Raw genomic sequence first — 20,912 nt, forward strand, 5'->3', positions numbered from 1 at the left:
TCGATGCGTTGAAATTCACTTCGACAAAAATCGAAGCATCAATCAACAGCTGTCGCTTTTTTCAGCATCACTCGCGTAAAGCGCTTGCAGCTCTGCACGCATCGCCTGTGCAAGTGGGGAGGCCTCCGCATCGGGCCGAGTGACGGCCTCGAACGGACACCGATAGAGAAAGCGCTCAGGCAGGATCGCCCGCAGACGCCCTGCCTCGACCCAGCGACGCGCCGAATGATCGGGCATATACCCGATGAAGGCTCCCGACAGGATCATCACGAGCTGCTGTTCAAGCCCCTGCGCGACTGCGGTCGTGTGCGGAAAATCTCGATTATTCCAATGATCGTCGCGCCAGTAACTGCGGCCAACCGCACGCATCGAGCTGACAAATTCCGGTGTCAGAGCCGCATCGGGCACAGCCCAGAGCGGATGCCCCGGCGCGCAGTAGAGGAAATTCTCTTCTTCATAGAGCTTTTGATAATGCAGCCCCGCAACCTTGTGCGGAAACGACCCGATCGCGAGATGAAGCGAGCCTTCGAGAACGCGGGTCTGGAATTCCTGCGGAGAGCCCTGGGCAAGCTCGAAGCGCAAGGAGCGCGCGCGCCTTTCCAGCGCTGCAATCGCCTGGGGCAACCGGAAATTCGGATCGGTGACGACATGATCGACAAGACCGACACGCAAGGTTCCGGAAAGCGTGCCGCGCAAGGCGGCGGTTTCACTGACGAACTCCTCCGTCGCAGCGAGCAGCCTGATTACCGCGGCATGAACGATCTCGCCTTTCTGGGTCAGCCGGAACCCGGCACGTCCCCGACGGCACAGCGTCACGCCCAGACGATCTTCCAGAGCGGTGATCTGGGTGGAGATCGTCGACTGGCTGACATTGAGCTCCGCCTGCGCCGCCGCGAAACCGCGATGGCGCACGACCGCATCAAACACTCTGAGAAGGCGTAGATCCGTTCCCGCAAGCTGCATCAGCGATCCTCTTCGATCGGCCGAAAATCGCGCGCCTGGGTTGAGAGCAACGCGGCGTCGTAATGCGGCTTCAGCGTCGTGAGGAGCATCGCAGGTTCCGCTCCTGCACGCGCGAGGGTCTTGCCATCCGGCCCCACGATCACCGACAGGCCGAAATACTCCAGATCGGCCTCCGCCCCGCAGAGATTGGCATAGACGATTGCGAGCCCGTGATTGGCCGCCATCGCAGGCACGACATGCTCTCCCACATGTTCGAAAGGACGCATCGCCGCGGTGGGCGCGAGGATAAGATCGACACCGCGCGCACGCAGAGCTGCGACGTGCGGCGCGAATTCGACATCGTAGCAGATCAGGATCGCCGCGCGTTTCCCGCCCAGATCAAAGATCGTGTATCGCGTTCCCTGCACGAAACGATCGGCTTCAGCGGCGCCGTAGAGCTGGATTTTACGATGATTGCCCAGCAGCTCGCCCGCTGCCGACATGCAGAGAGCGGAGTTGCACAGCCCCTCCCCTGCGCGCTCCGGGTAGCCCACGCAGATCGCGCAGCCGGCCGCGCGGGCCAACGGAGCGATCCGCTCAGCCATCTCCTCGATGCTCAACGCGAGATCGCCGAGGTCATCGCGCTGATACCCGGTCAGGAAGAGTTCGGGAAAGACCACAACCTCGGCCCCGGCCCGACCTGCAGCCCCGGCAACACGCGCAATCTCGTCAAAAGCGGCATCACGATCTCCAGCGACCGTTCGCCCTTGCCAGAGCGCAACGACCATCCCGGTCCGCGTCTCGTTGTTCATGGTTGTTCTTCTCTTTCGTCTTTGCAGGAGATCTGCCGGCGGCGTCATAGGGTCACAACGCTACGATAATCTTGCCGGTCTCGGCTACCGCTGCAAGCCGGATCAGACCGCCGCTGTCGGAGGCCCACGCTACGGTCTCGCGCAATGTCATGGAGGAAGTACGACGCGAGGGATATTCAGGCTGCACGCTTCAGTGTCGATGTCGTTCCACGGAAACTCTGCGAATTTCCGTTCAACCGCCTCCCCGAACGCGCCTCTTCAGGCGCCAGAAAAGCGGCGCGACGTCATGCACTTTCACGCCTCCTCCAGCCATGAACCCGTAGTCGTGGCCTGACTTCCGCGACAATGGGAGTGGAGCGAAAGATCGCGCTCGGCGCACTCAAGACTGGCTGGAATGGATCGCGTAGCAGGTCTCGATAGAAAGGGTGCCGCCGGGTCTTGAACAGAGACATCTTCCACCGTTCGGTCCGACCCGTCCCTGCTTTGCGCCCGGCAACCTTCTGGTTGGGGAGGCGGATGTCGCCTCCCCGCTTATCCCCTCAGAACTGGACCCGAAGCTGCGCGCGCAGCCCGACGCTGTGCACCTTGTCCGAGAACTGACCGGTGAGCCCGAGGGCCGCGCCGAGCTGACCTGCAGGGCTGGTCCCACCAAAGGTGAGGGGTTTGACATAGTTCACCCCCAGCGAAACCTCGCCGTAGGTACCAAGGTTGCCGCTGCGAACCTCTGATGACGTGCCGCCCCCGGTCGGGGCGAAGGTCGACACGATGTCAGGGCTGAAATCGTGGTAGACCTTGCCGGTGGCGAAGCTCGTGATTTTCGCCGCCTCGCCATTCACCGCATATACCTTCCGAAGCGTGGCCCCGACGAAGGCCACCCGACCGTCATGAGCCTGGGTGACGAGCGTGCCGTTGAGGTAGCTCAGCGACGAGCTTCCTGTGCGGCTCAGCCCCAGCCCGAGCAGAGATGTCACGCTCAACCCACGACTGAAGCTCTGGGTGAAGGAAACGTCGCCGGCGAGCGTCGTGGTGTTGAGCGCCGTCGAGGTACCCGGCGCAAAGAAGCTCGGGTCACTGAGGTCGAAATCGCTATGCACCTTGCGGAGTTGCAGGTTGAAGCCGAACCCGCCTTGTTGGCCCGCGAGGTAGACCCCCGCATAAGACTGGCTGAAGTCGGAGCGGGTCGTCGAGGTGAGCGTGCTTGTCAGGACAGTGGGGTCGGTCGCGTTGAGCCCGTAAACGCCCTGTGCCGTCGAGCCGTTGTTGATCCCTGCCATCGCGCCCCAGCGCAGGGCCATACCACCGTCGCTCTCGCCGCAACCCCAGTCGCCCCCGACCTGCAGCCCATTGTAGTGGACGCGGGTCTGCGACGGCTGGTTGGAGATGCCGTTCGATGTACTGGCCGTACCCTTGGCATAGCCACCGACGGCCCGAGCCCAGGCGCCGCTACACTGCCCTGCACCTTCAGGCTGCGCGTCGAAGATCGGCGCGGGCCGGTCGATCACCACCCCCATCAAGCTCTGCACCACTGTAAGGCCGGTGATCGTCCCGCCAAGGGACGGGTTGACCTGCGCCACCACGCTGACGGCGGTCGGAGTGACCTCCTGGCTGGCGACAATCGCGCCGCTCGAAAGACCCGTGGCAGTGTAGCTCAGCTGATCGAGATTGGTGCCGCTGATAACCGTGATCGGCGTTCCCAGGGTGGGGGAGCCGATCAGGTTGTAGTTCATGGCCACCGCGCCCGTGCCGCCATTGAGCGAGAGACTATCGGCAGTGCCCGTGGTGAGGTCGACATCAAGGTTGACGGTGAGCGGCCCGCTGGTGGTCCCGCTCACGGCAAGTGCCTCGGTGGCCGCACCGTTCTGCATCGAAATCGTGCCACCGTTCAGGTCGCCACCGATCGTCGCCGAGGCGCCGGTCTCTAGCGCCAGCGTGCCGCCTGAGCTGGCGACATTGCCGGTGATCGTCGAGCCGTTGCCCAAGCTGATCGTGCTGGAGTTCGACACGACATTGCCGTTCCACGTTCCGGTGTTCGAGACAAACCCGGCATTCGACAGCAAATCTCCATTCCAGGTGCCGCTGTTGGTGATCACCCCCGTTGCATAGTTGTTCACATCGGCGTTGTAGGTGCCCGCGTTATTCACCGTGCCTGAGTTGTTCAGCGCATCGGTCAACGTGCCGCCCGTCGCGATATTGATCGTTCCCCCGACAGTGTTGGTGACGTCTCCGTTGACCGTAAGATTGCCGGTGCTGCCGACACTCACCGTCCCGCCGTTGGTCAGTGCTCCGGTGGCGTCGGCCGCATCCACGAAGAGCGTGCCCCCTGTCAGCGTCACGCCCGCGCTGTCGGAAAGATTGGAACCGGATGCGAGCGTCACAGTGCCGCCCGAGATCGACGTCGCGCCGCTGACGACGCCGCTGTTGGTGACCGTACCGCCAGCTACGCTGAGCGTTCCGCCGATCGCGCCGGCGTTGCTGACGTTGCCGCCCGAGACCTCCAAGGGCCCGGCGATCGATCCTCCTGCGGCGATTGCCAGACCACCGGAGGTCACTGTGGTGCCGCCAGTATAGGTATTAGCACCCGACATCGTCAGGTCGGCACCAGCCACCTCAAGCGCTGTGATGCCACCGCCCGAGCCGTCTTCGATACACCCAGCAAAGCTCGTCGTGCCGCCGGCAACCGTCAGCGCCACGTTGCTCGCTGTGCCATTGGTCAGCACCCCACCAGCATCGCCCGAAAGCGCAGCGAAGGTCGTGGAGTTTCCGTTCACGTCGAGCGTGCCTGCCGCGCCGAGATTGGTCGCGGGCAGGTCGGTCGTCCCCGCGCCCATCCGGAAGGTGCCGTAATCGACCGACAGCAATGTTGGTGTCCCGCTCACTCCGGAGAACGCGCCCACCACGGTGCCCGCAGAGGTCGCGGTGCCGATGTGAACCGCCGCGCCGTCAAAGCTCGCCGCCCCGGTCAGCGTCACCGTGTTGCCGTTCGTCGCCGCGATGGTGCCGCTGTTGCCGGAGCCGACGGTCATCCCGTTCGACAGCGTGAAGGTGCCATCGCCGACCAGCGTGGCGCCGTCACCGATGCTCACCCCGCCAGTCCCCAGCGCACTGCCGTTGCCTGCGATCAGGGTGGCGCCGCTCCCGATGGTCGTGCCGCCGCCGTAGGTGTTCGTGCCGGTCAGAATGCTGGTGCCGGAAAACGCCGTCACGCCAGCACCCGCGCCGGTCAGGTTGGCGGCGACGAGAGCGTCGCCGAGCTGCAGCGCGGTCGCACTATTGGCTGTCATCTCGAGCGTGCCGTTCTGCAGCGTGCCGCTCCCCTGAACGGTGCCCGAGACGACCGTGACGCTGTAGCCGCCGAGATCCATCACCGAGCCGCTGCCGTCGACCACAAACTGGTTACCGATCGCCGCAGCGTTGCCGAGTGTCAGCGACCCGCCGCTCACGGTGGTAAGGCCGGTGTAACCATTGGCCCCCGCAAGCACGAAGTTGCCGGCACCGGTCTTGGTCAGCGCGATCTGCGCCGTGCCGTCGTTGATGGTGCCACCGAAGGTGCTGCCGGCGCTGTCGTCGACCGTCAGCGTGACGTTGGTCGTGCCGCCGTTGGTGATGACCCCGTTGGCGTTGCCCGAAAGCCCGGCGAAGGTGACCGCATGGCCGTTGACATCGAGCGTGGCGCTCGCGGCGCCGCTTCCGACGACGGTGACCGGCAGGTCGAACTTCGTCCCGCCCCCGTCCGTCGCGCCGATCTGCAGGGTGCCGTAATCGACGCTGATCGAAGAAGAGGCATCGCTGGTGAGACTCGAGAAGGCCGTGACCACGGTGCCATCAGCGGTACCCAGGCCGTTGCTGACACCGATGTGGAGATTGGCACCGCTAAGATTGATCGCTCCGCTCAGGGCCAGCTCCGAACCGGTCACCGCGCCGATGATGCCGGTCTGGCCCGAGGCGACGTTGATGGCGTTGCCGAGGCTGACGGATCCGGTGCCGATCAGCGCCGAACCACCGGTGATGGTGACCCCGCCGGTGCCCAGCGCCTTGTCGCTGCCGACGAACACCGTGCCGTTGGTGAGCGTCGTGCCCCCGCGATAGGTGCTGGCGCCGTTCAGCGTCAGTGCGTTCGAACCGGTCCGGATCTCGACCGAACCGTTGCCGGTGATCGCGTTCGAGAGCGTCGCGCTGTTGCCAGTCTGGTCGATCAGCAGGCTGCCACCACCGTTAATGCCGATATTGCCGGTAAGCGTGCCGGTGGCCCCTTCGGTCAGGGTGTTGGCACCGCCGGTAAAGTTGATCGCGTCGGCGCGGGTGACCCCATCGCCACTCAAGCCACCGCTGATCGAGCCGTTATTGACGATCGTCAAACCGCTGCCTGCGACCCCCACGCCACCTGCGCCAGGCTGGCTCGACCCATGATAGGTTCCACCCGTTCCACCAGTTCCGCCGTTACCGCCCTGAATTGTGCCGGAGTTTGCGAGAGACCCCGTGCCAGCGAAAACGACGCCTGCGCCGCCAGCGCCACCGTTACCGCCAGGCAGGTCGCCGCCTTTGTACGTGGAACTGTTGCCGCCGTTTCCGCCCGCACCGCCGGTGATGGAAGTGGTGTTCGTTCCGCCCGCGCCCATGATGAATACGCCGAAGCCGCCGCCGCCGCCGCCGCCACCACCGCCGATGCCGTTGGAATTCCCGCCACGTCCGCCATTGCCGCCTTGCACCGGCCCCGCGAGCGGGAAAGTTGTCGACACGGCGCCAAACGCTCCGCCGCCGCCGCCGCCGCCGCCGGAGCTGGCCCCGCCATTGCTCCCGTTGCTTCCGTCGCCGCCGACACCGCCTACCGCGGCCGCGCCGCCAGCGCCGCCAGCGCCACCGCCTGCGCTCATCGAGGTCCCGCCGGACCCGCCCGCACCGCCGGTAATCCCGGCGCTGCCGCCACCGCCGCCCGTGCCGATGTTGATAAACCGGGTTCCGTTGCCGCCGTCAGTCGCGGTGCCGGTCGTCAAATCCGGCGATCCACCAGCGCCCCCATAGCCGCCATTACCGCCAGTGCCCCCCACCTGAGCGGCGTATACTTCGCCCGAAAGAAAGTTCAGCGCCAACAAAAGCGCCGAGGTTCCCCACAGCAGCGTCTTTCTCGATTTGAGAATATCCTGCGTCACGCGCACAGACCAGCGCGGCTCATTTCCCATCCCACTTGTCCCCTTGGAAACATTGCCATTTTTCGACAACTTCGGGCCAAGGAATGCATCATCTCGACGCGATCGTCCGATAAAGCTTTCTAAACATTACGTGATATTGACGAAGCTTCGGACGTTGCCGGCCTATCGGCGCAGCGCGGCAAACGCTGCCCGATCCACGCTGGGAAGCTTAGAGCAATTCCGTCCGGATCCTTTCGCCTGTGACCGCCCCCACACCACAGGCGTCGCCGAGCAATGATCCGAGCGGCAACGGTAAGACACTGCATGCCGCAGATAGAGGACGAACCCAGCAATCCCGGCAGGGAGCTCCACCACAACCACGCAAGTGTCGCCATACGGGGCGGCCGATCCGGCAATCGCCTCGAGAAAGCGGGCTAAACCGGTGAAGCGCTCAATGAGCCCATCGTTGGCATCTGGATGAGGGGCGGCTTCAACGCCTACTCCCGCCGCCCCTCAGGGATGCTAGAGGCTTGGGGTCTACCGACGCCGAAGAAACCTCGTGACACCGAAACCTCCGTCGCACCGCCCGACCATCACCTAGCCGATCCGTTCGATCCGCGCGGGCAGCCCCTGACGCACCGCCGTCCCCGAAACCGGATCGACCCAGACCCCGGACTTCTCACGGGTGGGGTCCACCATGCCGAGGTCATTGAGCAGCACGCCAGCAGCCAGACGCGAGTCCGCGGGCCAGGTCTCGCCGTCGATGGTGATGTCGCGGGCCCCGAAGCCGCGATGGCCGAACCCGTGTTCGATCGCCACCGTATTCGGCGCCACGCCATCGCGCACGACCGCGACACTCTCCAACACACCACCCGGCGTCGTCAGACGGACCATATCGCCGTTCTTGATCCCATGCGCGGCGGCCAGCTCAGCCCCCACGTTCACCGGATTTGCAGCGACGATCCGCAGCAGCGCCTTCGCCCCGACCGAGTAAGAGTTCTGCAAAGGCGATTTGAAGCTCATGACCTTCACCGGCCATTCGGCCTCGGGGTAGTGATCGCTGACCTTGGTGCCGTCCGCGAACTCCGCCTCGCGCCAGGTCGGGCAACCGGGCATGTGGCGCCCCGTCGTAGCATGACGGAAGCTGCCCAAACCCTCGTTCCAGACCAGCATCGGCTCGCTGAACTGATGGGTCGCCTCGTCGCCCGCATAGGCGTGCTCGATATTCTCGTAGCGCCCGCCTTTGGCATAGATCGTCGCGGCCTTGCGCCATTCCTCGGGCTTGAGCACCGCTTTCAGATCGTCGGCAATGCGCGCGACATTCGACAGCGCAATGTCCTCATCTGTCGCATCACCCACCGGTTGACCCAGCATCGCCACGTTGGCCGCGCCGCGAATGTAGAAATCCTCGGCCCGATTCAACGGGTGCAGGTTGCCCTCGGCATCCGGGATCGCGTTATCGCCGAAGCCGGGCAGACCCATTTTCTTGGCCGTGGCGATCAGGAAAGTTTCCATCCCGACACGCTCGCCTTCGGCATTCTTCTCCATCTTCGGCTCGATCACCGGCCAACGCGCGGTGGTGGCCTTGGTCCAGACACCGCCCCACGGCTTGGCGAAGCCCCAGGTCTCATACATCACCGAATCCGGCACGATGTAATCGGCGATCGAGGAGCTCTCATTGATGAACGGGTCGATCGAGATGATCAGCGGGACCACTTTCGGGTCTTTCAGCTTGTCGACCAGATGGGCGATCCCGGGCACCCCGTAGACCGGGTTCGTATTACGGAACACCAGAGCCTCGGCGTGATAGGGATAGCCATTGGCGAGCGAGCTGATCCATTCGGTCGCGAGGCCGGGCGCGTTGGGATACCACGGCCCATCCGCCGGGAAGGGTTTCCCCGCAGCTTTCTTCGTCTTGAATTCGGTCGTTTTCTCATAGGGAACGTTGCGCCCGAACGGCAGACCCTTGGCCTTCACCATGCCCGGGAATTTCGCGACGTCGTAGGCGGGGCCCTTGTTGTCGGGGAACCAGCCGCCAGCGATCATCGTGCCGCCCTTCCAGTTCAGGTTGCCGATCAGCGTGTTCAGCATCACCAGCGAATAGGCGTTGTAGAAGCCAGAGCCCCCCATCATGCCGCCATGGCTGTTCACCGCAGCCTTGCGGCCATGGCTGGTGAACTCCTTCGCGAGGCCGACCAGGGTGTCGGCCGGGATGCCGCAATCGGCCGAATACGCGTCGATCGTCTTGCGCATCGCCTCGTCGCGCAGCAGCGTCAGTGCGGTTTTGACCGCGACCGGCCCTTGCGCCGTCTCTGCCACCCCCTCGAAGAAGAGCGGGGCCGGGGCACCCGCCACGGGGGTCGGGCCCGCATCCGAAGCGATCATGTAGGGATCGGCCTCCGAATAGGCCTCGCCCGCAATCTCGAGCCCCATGTCGGAGCCGCGCAGGCAATGGCCGTAGCGCTTGTGACCGGCCTCGACGATCACCAGATGGGTCGCGTTCGACCAGTTCGCCTCGCCCGCCGCCTTGGCCGCTTCAGCGCCCGGTTGCGACAGGTAGGCATGGTCGATGCGGTCGTTCTCGAACATCCAGCGCATCATCGCCATCGCCATCGCACCATCGGTGCCGGGCTTGATCGGCACCCATTTCGAGCGCTCGCCCGAAGGCGCGTTCTGTGCGTTGTTCAGGATCGGGTCGATCACCACATAGCTCAGGTTCTCGTCGGTCCGGGCCTTGGCGATCAGGTTTCCGACGCGCTTGAACGGGTTGCCCGCATTGCCCGGCGCGGTGCCGGCGAAGATGATGAACTCGGCATTCAGGAAGTCGGGCTTCGCGTGCGGCATCGCCTTGAAGTCACCGAACATCGCCCCCGAGCCCGAGCGATAGGCCCCGCCGCAATAGCTGCCGTGACGGGTGAAGTTGTTCGACCCGAAGCTCTGCTTGAGCCAGCGCAGCACGAAGTTGTCGCGCCCGTCATCCACGCAGTTCATCCAGACCAGCCGGTTTGCGCGCGGACCGAATTCGGGCGCCCCGGGCACCGCCGGGGTCTCAAGATCGCGGATCTCGCGCAGACCCGCCACATTCCCTTCGCCAAAGAGGTTGCCGCCTTCGACCACCTCCTCGACGAGCTGTTCGAAGCTGATCGCCTCCCATTTGCCCGACCCGCGCGGACCGACCCGCTTGAGCGGCTTGAGCACCCGGCGCGGATTGTCGACCTGTTGCAGCACCGCGTTGCCGCGCCCGCAGGCGGTCGAGCGATTGGCCAGCCCGTTGCCCTTACCCGCCTGCGCCATCGCCGCGAAGCTCTCGGCGACCGAGCTCTCATAGGGGATGAACGGATCGGTGGACATCGGCGAATAGGGGTTGCCGGTGACCCGCAGAACCTTGTTGTTCTTCTTGTCGACGCGCACGCGCACGCCACACATCGTCGTGCAGCCGATGCACATCGTATAGCTCATCGCCTGGTCGGGATTGGGGATGACATCGCCGGTCAGCGGATCAACGCTGTATTCAGGCGGCAACGAGTTGCCAGTGACATGTTCGTTGCGCGGCACATCGCCGGACCATTTGCCCTTGGCGATTTTCTTCACGGTGCCGGCATAGCCGACGCCGAACGTGCCCAATGCGCCAGCTGCGGCTGCACCCTTGAGGATATTGCGACGGTTGGTCATGTGAGTCTCTCCTCAGATCGAACGGGCCGGACGCGGGGCACCAGCGCTGCGACGCGGCAGCCCGGCCTCGGTCCAGGGCATGAAGGTGGTGTAGGCGATGAGCAGGAAGAGCCAGAGCCCGAAGGTTCCAATCACTCCCAACAGTCCGGCAACACCGGTGGGCATCAGCGCGTCGTAAAGACCCGACCCCACCTTCGGCACGGCCTGTCCGCCCATGAAGACGGTCCAACGGAACATCCAGGCGGCATGGATCGCGATCAGCCCGGTCAGCCAGCCGGTATGCGCAGGCTGGATCAGTGCGATCACGAAGGGCACCGCGATCGCGAGACCACCCCAGATCGCAATCATCCGCCAGACCGTGAACCCCGCGACCGAGGTCAGCGCTTCGGTATGGGCCGAAGAGAGCCCCGAGCGTGCCAGCGTGAACCAGATCGCACCGAGCCCACCCACAACGGCCAAGGCAAAAACAAGTTGGCGATTGAGCCGCACCTCAAGCGTCTTGGAATGGTCGAGGACGCGTTCGAGCATCAGCATCATGCCCAGCGCACCGACAAACCCGGTCGCCGCGAATTGCAGGGGCAGCAGCGGCGTATTCCACAACGGGCGCGCGCGGACGATCATCACTTCCATGCCGGTATAGGTCAGGATCCCGAGCGCGGCGGCGCCGGTGATCAGCCCGAGGGGGATAACGAACCAGTTCGTTTCGCCGCCAAGCGCGAGCCAGCGAAAGACCCAAGCGAAACGCCAGTTTTCCTGCCCCATCGCATGGAGCGCGGGCCGATGCAGCGCCCAGGCGAAAGCGATCACGCCACCGACATAGACCGGCACGATCCAGGCGCCCCAAGCCATCCAGGAGGTCGTGTGGGTATAGGCGTAGAACTCCCAGAAGCGGAACGGCTGGTGCAGGTCGGCCAGAAGCGCGATCGGCGCGGTGATCCCGGTGGTCACCGCGACCATCAAGGCCAGCCGCGCGCGCGGCAGCCCGTCCTCATTGCCCAGCACGAAAGTCGGGAGCGCCATCAGGAACGCCGTGGTCGAGATCGCGATCAGAAAGAAATACTGCACGGCCCATGGCAGCCACGCGGCATCATGGACGGCGCCGACAAGTTCATGAATCTCCATCACAGACTCTCCTCATGATGGGTGTTGGAAGTCAGGGGCGGGTGATAGGCGGCCTCACCGGCGACACGGCCGTCGAGCGCTTCGTCGAGCCCGATGTAATAGACGTTCGGATTGGTGTGCATTTCGGGACGCAACACCGAGACCTCGTTATCCCGCAGCATCCGCGACACCTCGCTGTCGGGATCGTTGAGATCGCCGAAATTGCGCGCCCCGCCGACGCAGGTCTCCACGCAGGCTGGCAAAAGCCCCTCTTGCGTGCGGTGATAGCAGAAGGTGCATTTGTCCGCCGTCTGCGTCTCGTGATTGATGAAGCGCGCGTCATAGGGGCAGGCCTGAACGCAATAGGCACAGCCAACGCAGCGGCTCGCATCGACCAAAACCTCGCCGTTTTCGGCCTTGAAGGTCGCCTCGACCGGGCAGACCGGCACGCAGGGCGGATCATCGCAATGGTTGCAAAGGCGCGGCAGCATGACCATCGCAGGATCCTGCCGGTCCTTGAGCACCTCGTAGACGCTGACATGGGTGCGGAAGGAATCTTCCGGCACATCGTTTTCCATGATGCAGGCGACGGTGCAGGCCTGGCAGCCGATGCATTTGCGCAGATCGACAACCATGCCCCAGTGAACGGTATGACCATCCTTCGTCTTGACGGCGCTTTCGGGGCCTCCGGTGGCGATCTCGGACGCGGAAGCCTCTGTCACTCCGGCGATCGAGGCTGCTGCGCCGATGGTCACCCGGCCGATCGCGCCCAGAAAACCGCGGCGGTTCGTATCCATGGCCAGATCCTTTCCTATTCGATCGGCCAGAAGATACGTCCGCCACCATGCGAGCGGAATCGGAGGAAACCCGGGGGACTTAGGGGTTTACCCTTGGGTGGCGCGTGTAAGCCCCCGGCGCTTAGGCGTCCCAGCCAGCCGCAATCAGCATTCGGACGAGATCGGCGGCGCTGCGGGCGTTCATCTTGTCCATCAGATTGTGGCGATGAATCTCGACCGTCTTGAGGCTGATGCCCAGATCGGCCGCGATCTGCTTGTTCTGCCGCCCCGCCAGCACGCCTTTCGCGACCTCGGCTTCGCGCGGCGTGAGCGTGTCGATCTGGGTGGCCAGCGCACTGCGCCCGACCGCAACCGCAAGCTGCTCGTCGCACAGGGTCAAAGCCGTGCGAATCCGTTCGACCAGCGCCATGCCGTTCACCGGCTTTTCGAAGAAGTCGAGCGCGCCCGCCTGGATCGCGCGCACCGCCATCGGCACGTCGCCATGCCCGGTGATCATGATCACCGGCAGCGGGCACTGGCGCGCTTTCAACTCGTCGAGCAATTCAAGCCCGGACATCCCCGGCATCCGCACATCGGCAAGGATGCAGCCTCGTTGGGTATCATCCAGCTTTGCCAAAAGATCCGCGGCGGACCCGTGCGCCATCACCTCGAGCCCGAGCGAGCCAAGCATGAATTGCAGCCCCTCGCGCGCCGCACGGTCGTCATCGACGACATGGATCACCGCCCCTGTCTCGGTCATTCCTTCTCCTTCACCGGCAGCCAGACTTTCACCCGCAACCCGGCCCCTTCCGTCGGCATCTCTGCTCTCAGCCTGCCCCCATGCGCCTCGACAATCGACCGCGACAGCGACAGGCCGAGCCCCAACCCCTCGGATTTCGTCGTATAGAAGGCTTCCGCGAAATGCGCCAAACCTTCGGGACCAAGCCCAGTGCCATAGTCGCGCACCGAAAGGCAAAGACCGGTCCCCAGAACCGGGTCGAACTCGCGGGCGACACGGATCTCTATAATGCGATCTTCCGGCGCGGTCTCGCCCATTGCCTCGACCGCGTTCTGGACAAGGTTCAGCACCACCTGCTGAATCTGCACCGCATCCGCACTGACCATCGGCAGGCCCGCCTGCAGATCCATGCGCGTCACGATCCCGGCGCGTTTCGTGGGCGCCGCGAACAAGGCGGCCGCCTCTTCCGTCAGAGCGGCCAGGTCGACCATCGTGCGTCGGCTGTCGCGTTTGCGCACGAAGGCGCGGATACGTTTGATGACCGTCGCGGCACGCTCGGCCTGCTGGGAAATCTCCTCCGAGGCGCGCTCCATGTCGGCAGGGGTGCAGTTCCCGGCCTGAAGCCGGAGCAGGCTGCCCTGCGCGAACCCACTGATTGCGGCAAGCGGCTGGTTCAGCTCATGCGCGATCGACGACGCCATTTCGCCCAGAATGGAGAGCCGGGCGACATGTTCGAGCTCGCGCCGGTGCTGCCGATCCGCCTCTTCGGCGCGCCGCCGCTCGGCCATCTCCCTTTTGAGCCCGGCATTGGCCGCATTCAGCGCCTGCGTCCTCCGCCGCACGAGCGTCTCGATCCGCACGGAGTAAATCGCCCAGAAAATCAGGGCGATGGCCAAGGCGATCAGCCAGTCGCGATAATCGTGGATGACTTCCGAGATTGCGACCGGGCCCGTGCGCCGATAGGGCCCGACCCTGAGCTCGCGCATCACGTCATGGACGGGCTGATAATCGAGCGGCACGGTCCAGTAATTCCCCGCCTGCATTCCCAGAAGCGCGATCGCGACCTTCTTGGCGAGCGCCGGCGAGGTGCCTTGGGCTTTCGCGAAGGGCCAGCCGGGATAGACCGGGCTCGACACGGCACAGCCGCGCGCTTTCTCGGGACGGGTGGCGAATGCCTGGAGCGGGGCAAAACGCTCCGGATCGGCGGCCTGGAGCTCTTCCAGCATACAGGCGCGCAGCACCGCCGCGTCAGCGCGCCCGTCCAACACCGCCTCGGCCGCCTTGTGCATCGGTGTCCCCGTGACGACAAGCTGAACCCGATCCTTCAGCCCCGGGTCGACTTGATGCATCTCTGCCCACACGGCCTGAAACCCGCCGAACGCATCGGGAGAAACCACGGCAAGCCGCTTGCCCGCAAGGTCTTCAAGGGTTGTCAAATCGCCCTTGGCGACGAGGGTCGAGGCCACCGGCGTGTCCTCCTCGACCGTCGCGATCCGGCTGATATGTTCTCGATATTCGAGGGTCACGTAATCGCCGGGATTGGTGATGACGAAGTCGAGATGACCCGCTGCCAATTCGCGCTCCAGACCGGAGAGATCGAGTGGCACGAGGGAAAACCGATACTCAGGCAGCGCCGCATTGAGCGCGTCCGCCGTTGCCTGCCAATGGGTGATCGAATGCAGCTCGCCTGCGAAATCGAGCACCCCGATCCTGAGCTCTTCCGACGCAATCGCGGGGCGCAGCAGGGCAAGCGTCAGCACCGCAAGCACCGCAGGTAATCTCAATATCCAGAGAAGTTTCGCCATTGTCCCTCTGCGGTATCTCGGGGCCGAGGGCGCGTCGTTGCAGCGTGCCTGATCTCGTGGGTTGGTGAAACAAAAGCTATCTTGGTCTCGCGAGGAGTTGCAATCTGGATGTGCAAGTTACCGCTAAGATGCCAAACCGGCCTTTCGTCGAGATGGGTTCGATCTTGTGAAGCATCGCTCGGCGTGATGCCTGCGCCTGAATGGTTGTCATTTAGGGAAGAAGTGGTGACGGAGGCGCATTCGAACCACCGACACGCGGATTTTCAACGCAGCAAGGGTCATTTCCAAAGGAGTCAGCATGCCCCAAAAGAAACCATATTGCTCCGGGCCTGTATCTATTTTTTCGCAAAAAATCATATATTTATGTGGATAACCGCGCGAAATGCATGACACGCGTGCCAGCAATTTTCATCATTGAAGAAAGTCGCATTTGGAGCCCCTACGGAACCCCAGAGGAACCCCGGTGCTCCCTATCGAGAGGAAAACATGATGTCCAATGCCGAGGTCACGCGGAAGATCATGCTGCATGTCGAAGATCCGCAGAAGGTTGCCCTGGACCAGCTTGCAACCGCGCTCGATGCCTTCGAGCGGATGAGCGAGGAGAAAATCACGAAGCTGGAGCAGCGGGAAGAGAGTGCGCTGCGGCGGCAACGACAGGCGGGGTAGGCGCGTTTGTGAACCAAATGCACGAAAATCGCCTTGCGGCACGTAACGCCAGCACATACAGAAAACTGCGCCGCGCTGATTTTCGGCCGGGCTATGTCACCTGATCCGATTGAGCCGCTCGCGATGGAATGCGACGAACTCGCGCCGTCCTTCGGCACTGCTGACCTTCCGGATGTAATGGCGTCGAAACTCTGCATCAAAGAAGAACTTACGGGCGTAATGAATCACCCAGTCGAGCGTGTCTCGGTGTTTGCGCAACTCGGGGGAGCCGTAGTATTTTAGAGCCTTGCGCACCCAGTCTTGCCCCGCTTTGCCGGGCGCCGGAAATTCCTCGGGAACAAGGAGGCAGAGGAGTGCATCGAGCGCCTCAAGCTGCCCTAGCAAACCAGCATCCGTGAGTGCTTGCTTCACCCCGGCATCCTCTTGCGAAGATAGCGCGCGAGCAAAGGCCGCATGATCCGAGATATCTCGCAGATAGATCTCGTGCCGGGCGAACCTGCGTTGCATCCCATGCAGGACATGATGGAGAAAGCGATCTTGCAGAGATGGGACCCGCAACCCTGGAATATCGCTGGGCAGCGAGCGGTCGAAAACCCGAGCGGCCTCGAGAATATGATCGACCGGGGCCTGACCAACCCTCAGATGCAACTCGACGAGATGTCCCCAGCGCGCATTCGCGATCGGTGGAAGATGATGAGATATCTTCGCCGTGGTTTCGGGATAGTCGCGCCAGTCGCCACCGCGCCCCTGCAATAGTGAGCGCACCTGTTCGGCCTCATCCTCACGGACCAGAATGTCGAGGTCGCTCAGAAACCTCTGGCCGGGCAACGGGTAGACGGGGGAGAGAAGCTCCGCCGCCCCCTTGAGAACCACTGCGCTAAGCCCGTTCTCGTGAAGAAGCACACCAATCTCGCGCAGCTGTGCCACCGCATCGGACTGCCGATCCAGATTGGCTTTGTGCATCTCGTCGAGATAGAGCCAGAGGTCCGCAGGCAAGACCTCATCGAGCCGCGGATCTCTTGATCTGGTGATACTCAGAAGCGTGTGGACATGCCCCACATTGATGATCGCCGCGAGTTTCACCGGATCGCTTGCCGAAATATCCTCGATCAGTTGATCGCCAACGCCAGCCCCTAGCGCGACGGACAATAGCCCCAGCGCCGCGCGATGTTCGGGTGAGGCACAGACGCTCAGCATGGTGACTCCAGCAACGACAGGCAGGCAGGCACCGATTGCGCAGACTTGCCGTAGCGCATCACGTAAACGGGGACCTCGTTGAGCAGATGCGCAACGGGCCGGATCGAGTTGATCCCGGGGCTCAGCCGTGCCCCCGCAGAGATGATCTCGACCAGCGCCGCCTCCGGGCTGAGCCGCTCGAGTTCCAGCTCCGCTCCGGGGACGAAGTGCGGCATCACGATCGCCGCGATGGGAAACCGCGTGCCGGGGGCCGCGCGGTTCGGCGCATGGGCGTAGCGCACCCCTTCGCGCACCGGCGCGGTTTCGTGCGAGGCCGCAAGGAGCGCCTTTACCTCGGGCAGATCCACGGACCCCGGCTTGATCCCGATCGCCGCGGGAAAGGCGAGCGCATCGCACCCGTTGCGATCAAGCGCGAGATGATCATCGGAGACCTGGATGCAACCCGCGTTCAGCAGCCCGATCGCGCTTGTCGTCTTGCCGCGCCCGCTGTCTCCGGTCAGCACAAGACAGCGCCCGTCCCGCGCGACGGCAGAGGCATGCAAGATCGCCGCCACGGAATTTTCGCCGAGAAGTATTTCAGCAATGCGACGGATCAGCAGGAAACGCGTCTGGTCCCGATCGATGCGTTCCGTGGTCGGGTGGCCCGCCTCGAAGACGGTGAATTCACCATGCGCGCAGGCGACTTCGATCACGGGCCAATCTCGCCCATCTGGTCCAATCAGGATCGGAGCGAGGATCGTCCGAAGTTGCTTTGCAAGGATCTGATCGGGCAGCGCGATGGTGATGCCAGCATGCCCGAAACCGAAGGAGATATGCCGTGGCTCGGCTGTCTCCGTAAGCGCGAGATAAGCTTCCGGCTGGTAACGCTCTTTCTGGAACAGTCCCGCCTTCTCCCAGATCCGGATTTGCTCTGGAGCGGCAACATCAGATCTATCGAAAGATGCGTCTCGGACCCGCTCCAACGCCGCATCTCCAACTCGGTCATTGAGAACGATCGCACCGGAGCGAACGTTGTGTGCGACGTAATGGGACCCGAGAGGCGCTCGTTCTATATAGACGTTGCGCATGCTGCGCCGAGGCTCAACAACCGTTTGCGCTGTCAAGAGCAGCCGTTTGCGCCGCCACTGGAGCCGTTGCAACCGTTGCTGTTCGCGTTCGCCTTCACGGCATCAGCCGAACTCAGCACGACAATCGACGCACCCGCGCCGAGCGTCGCGTATTTGCTCACGGCCTTGAGTGCCGCACGACGCGCCGGAGATTCGAGTTCGGGAGTGTTCTCTGTCTTCATCATGTCCTCGATCAATATCCGCATGATCGTATGGATCACGCACGCATGAGTGAGAAAAATCATATCAGATTTTTCGCCACCTGAAAATAAAAAACATAGGTGCACAACCGGGGCGTGCGCCCTTGAAAATAAGGGATTTGCAGGGTGCAACGAGGACATTCCTCCCGCCGAGAGGGGCCTGAAAACACGGCCCGTAAAACGCATTGGCAGGTCGAATTTTGACAACGCCCCTCCGCTCGAAATGATGCGCAACAGCGGCGCAAATCGGATCGAAGTTCAGCTGGTTTTTCGGGTCCCGTCCGCTCAAGATCCAGCCGAAATCACCGCCAGTTCGGCGACGCCACATTCACCCCAGAGGCGAATGATCCAGAACTCCAAAATTCCAGGCGACACAAACAAGAGTTGAGCAACGGATGATGCGGCCCAGTGCATGTTTTTTTGGCGCCCTGTCACGACACACGCCAATTGGGCCAAATCGAAAGAAGTTCTCTCTCACCCAGCTGAACGATCGATTCCAGTTCGAAAATTGCGCACTTGAGGTGACGAATTTTCCGAAACGACCTCTGAGTGTAAATTTTTCGAAGCTTCAGAAAACGCCCTCTCGGCAGAGTTGTAAAAAGACATATCGGAAATTGCAGCCTGACTGGCGCGTTCTGCGGCTTCGAAACATGAGGATTGCATGCTTTCGGAAGTCTCGTTTCCTGCGCCCTCAACGCGACTTTGACGGCTATTGAATGCTCCTGATACACCGAGAAATCTATCATACAGAATCCCGGATTTTGGACCGCGGCGGGCGGATCTGACCCTGAAAATTCTGCAAGAAGGACAGCTCTGGTTCGCGAAATAAAAATGATAAAAAAGTAATCTCCGAGGTGGCAATAGCCGTCGCACAGCCGGTTTGCCGCCTCGTTCTGATCAGGTGATTCGTCAGTTCTGCAGGTTGGCCCGCTTCAGCGCCCCAACTTCCGCCCGTCGTCAGATGACTTAAAAAGCGGGCAGCGCCGTCTCTCGAAACGCCCTGCCCTACGGATCGTGCGATCAGCACAGGAAGGTTTCGCGCCGGTTTCGCCAAGTGAGCTTTCATCTTCGAGCAAAGCTCTGCAAGATGGGTCCTGAGAAAGCCTGTCTGACCCATAAAAGCGATCCTGTTGCACATAGGCTGACAACAGGACCCCGGCGAACCCGGAAATCGGAAACCTGATGACATTCGAACTCGCGACCGTCCTGGGTCTTCTCATCATCTCGCTTGTGCTCTTTGTTCTGGGCAGACCGCGCATGGATGTGGTTGCGGTGATGCTCGTCATCGCATTGCCCTTCACCGGGCTGATATCCGTTTCCGAGGCACTCAAAGGATTTTCCGATCCGAGCGTCATTCTCATCGCGGCCTTGTTTGTCGTCGGCGAAGCCCTCGTCCGAACGGGCGTGACCCAGTGGATTGGCGATCAGCTCAGTTTCCGCTCGGGCGGCAGCGAGGCCAAGATGCTCGTTCTCTTGATGCTTTTTGCCGCGGGGCTCAGCGCCTTCATGAGTTCGACGGGAGTTGTCGCGATCTTCATTCCGATCGTCCTGAGCGCGGCGCGCAAGATCCATATCCCGCCGGACCGGCTGATGATGCCACTCTCGATCGCGGCCCTGATCTCCGGCATGCTGACCCTCGTCGCGACCCCACCGAATATGGTGCTCAATGCCGAGTTGATCCGACAGGGATATGACGGTTTCGGCTTCTTCGAATTTTCGCTTTTCGGCGTGCCCGTGCTGATCTTCGCGATCCTCTATATGCTGTTCATGCGCCGCTTTCTTGGGGCAGATAAAGAGGCCTCTGCCTCTGCCAGCCTGCGCCCAAGATTTCGCGACCTGCTTGCGCGCTACGGCCTGACAGACCGGATTGCGCGCATTGCCATCCCTGCGACCAGCAATGTTCGGGGACAAAGGCTCGATGAACTCGGTCTCTTCGCGCGAGACGGTGTATCCATCTTCGCGCTTGAGCGGCGCGGGCGGCACGGGAAGGAGTTTCTGCTTCCGCAAGCACATGAACAGCTCGCCGCCAATGACCGCCTCATCGTCATTCTGTCCTCCCCCACGTTCGACATCGACGGATACATTGCGCAGCACGACATGCAGTTGTCCGGCTCTTTCGAAAACTCCACCCCGCTTCCAAACCGTGACGTGGGGCTGGTCGAAGCAATGGTCCCACCGAACTCGCCCCTTGTGGGCAAATCGCCCGTCGAGGCAGAGCTCAGGACCATCTCGGATTTGAGCGTGCTCGGCATTTGTCGCAGCCAGCAACCCGTTGAGAGCGATGTCGCCAATACACAGTTGAAAGCAGGTGACACGCTCCTGCTCAGCGGTCCATGGACGACGATCCAGCGTTTGCAGGGGCATCGACGCGATCTCGTCCTTCTCGAACTTCCGGAAGAAGCCGAGGAGTATGTGCCCGAACGCAAGCGGGCGAAGACCGCGATCGCCATCCTCGCCGCCATGGTGCTCGCAATGACATTCGGTGTTCTGCCGAACGCCCAGATCGCACTGATAACCTGTATTGCCCTGGGGGTTTTCGGCTGCATTGATCTTCCGTCGGCCTATCGAGCGATCAACTGGCAGACCTTGGTGCTGATCGCGGGGATGATCCCCTTCGCCTTGGCGCTCGAACGCGCAGGTGGGGTCGATCTTGCAGCGGCGACCGTCCTCGACGCCTTTGGAGAGAGCGCCCCACGCGTCATTCTTGGGGCCCTGTTTCTGGTGACTATGACGTTGAGCCTTTTCATTGTCCGTCATCAGAGTTTTTGGG

General features: G+C 62.7%; 13 protein-coding genes. 3 read left to right on the forward strand and 10 right to left on the reverse strand.

The genetic code is table 11. The features are described from left to right. Nucleotides 1-42: 42 nt before the first annotated feature. From TP2_RS17140 to TP2_RS17175, 8 genes are all read right to left on the reverse strand, one after another. Nucleotides 43-963 carry a LysR family transcriptional regulator gene (locus TP2_RS17140; protein WP_051692805.1) on the reverse strand — a complete coding sequence of 307 codons (921 nt, stop codon included), beginning with the start codon at nt 961-963 and terminating at the stop codon, nt 43-45. After that, on the reverse strand, nt 963-1,754 hold the full coding sequence (locus tag TP2_RS17145) for a nitrilase-related carbon-nitrogen hydrolase (protein ID WP_051692807.1): 792 nt from the start codon (nt 1,752-1,754) through the stop codon (nt 963-965). Before TP2_RS17145 ends, TP2_RS17140 begins: the two co-directional genes overlap by 1 nt. 539 nt (nt 1,755-2,293) lie before the next feature. Beyond that, entirely contained in the window at nt 2,294-6,931 is a 4,638-nt protein-coding gene (locus tag TP2_RS18140) for a beta strand repeat-containing protein (protein ID WP_051692809.1), read from the reverse strand. A gap of 546 nt (nt 6,932-7,477) precedes the next feature. After that, nucleotides 7,478-10,552 (reverse strand): molybdopterin dinucleotide binding domain-containing protein, encoded by a 3,075-nt coding sequence (locus tag TP2_RS17155; RefSeq protein WP_038080012.1) that lies wholly within the window; start codon nt 10,550-10,552, stop codon nt 7,478-7,480. Between the two features lie 12 nt (nt 10,553-10,564). Beyond that, nucleotides 10,565-11,674, reverse strand: a complete 1,110-nt coding sequence (gene nrfD / locus TP2_RS17160) for an NrfD/PsrC family molybdoenzyme membrane anchor subunit (RefSeq protein WP_038080014.1) — start codon at nt 11,672-11,674, stop codon at nt 10,565-10,567. Then, the gene (gene dsrO, locus TP2_RS17165; protein WP_051692811.1) at nt 11,674-12,450 is read right to left on the reverse strand and encodes a sulfate reduction electron transfer complex DsrMKJOP subunit DsrO; all 777 of its coding nucleotides are present in this window, start codon (nt 12,448-12,450) and stop codon (nt 11,674-11,676) included. Before dsrO ends, nrfD begins: the two co-directional genes overlap by 1 nt. Before the next feature lie 121 nt (nt 12,451-12,571). Then, nucleotides 12,572-13,189, reverse strand: coding sequence for a response regulator transcription factor (locus TP2_RS17170; RefSeq protein ID WP_038080016.1), 618 nt, complete (start codon nt 13,187-13,189; stop codon nt 12,572-12,574). Beyond that, entirely contained in the window at nt 13,186-14,973 is a 1,788-nt protein-coding gene (locus TP2_RS17175; RefSeq protein WP_051692813.1) for a sensor histidine kinase, read from the reverse strand. The genes TP2_RS17170 and TP2_RS17175 overlap by 4 nt, the downstream gene beginning before the upstream one ends. Nucleotides 14,974-15,462: 489 nt before the next feature. On the opposite strand from TP2_RS17175, the gene TP2_RS18575 reads away from it, so the two are divergent. Beyond that, nucleotides 15,463-15,639 carry a hypothetical protein gene (locus TP2_RS18575; RefSeq protein WP_157617161.1) on the forward strand — a complete coding sequence of 59 codons (177 nt, stop codon included), beginning with the start codon at nt 15,463-15,465 and terminating at the stop codon, nt 15,637-15,639. A 96-nt stretch (nt 15,640-15,735) separates the two neighbouring features. On the opposite strand, the gene TP2_RS17180 is transcribed toward TP2_RS18575, so the two are convergent. Continuing rightward, nucleotides 15,736-16,836: a nucleotidyltransferase family protein gene (locus TP2_RS17180; protein WP_038080017.1), complete on the reverse strand. Its 1,101-nt coding sequence runs from the start codon at nt 16,834-16,836 to the stop codon at nt 15,736-15,738. After that, the gene (locus tag TP2_RS18580) at nt 16,830-17,390 is read right to left on the reverse strand and encodes a phosphoenolpyruvate carboxykinase (ATP) (RefSeq protein ID WP_157617162.1); all 561 of its coding nucleotides are present in this window, start codon (nt 17,388-17,390) and stop codon (nt 16,830-16,832) included. Before TP2_RS18580 ends, TP2_RS17180 begins: the two co-directional genes overlap by 7 nt. Between TP2_RS18580 and TP2_RS18585 the strand changes: the two genes are divergently transcribed. Beyond that, complete coding sequence (locus tag TP2_RS18585) at nt 17,373-18,173, forward strand: hypothetical protein (protein ID WP_157617163.1); 801 nt, start codon at nt 17,373-17,375, stop codon at nt 18,171-18,173. The two genes, TP2_RS18580 and TP2_RS18585, sit on opposite strands and share 18 nt — an antisense overlap. 1,151 nt (nt 18,174-19,324) lie before the next feature. Next, a partial coding sequence (locus tag TP2_RS17195; RefSeq protein ID WP_038080024.1) for an SLC13 family permease occupies nt 19,325-20,912 on the forward strand: 1,588 nt, incomplete at its 3' end.

This window comes from Thioclava pacifica DSM 10166, assembly GCF_000714535.1.
Taxonomy (GTDB): domain Bacteria; phylum Pseudomonadota; class Alphaproteobacteria; order Rhodobacterales; family Rhodobacteraceae; genus Thioclava; species Thioclava pacifica.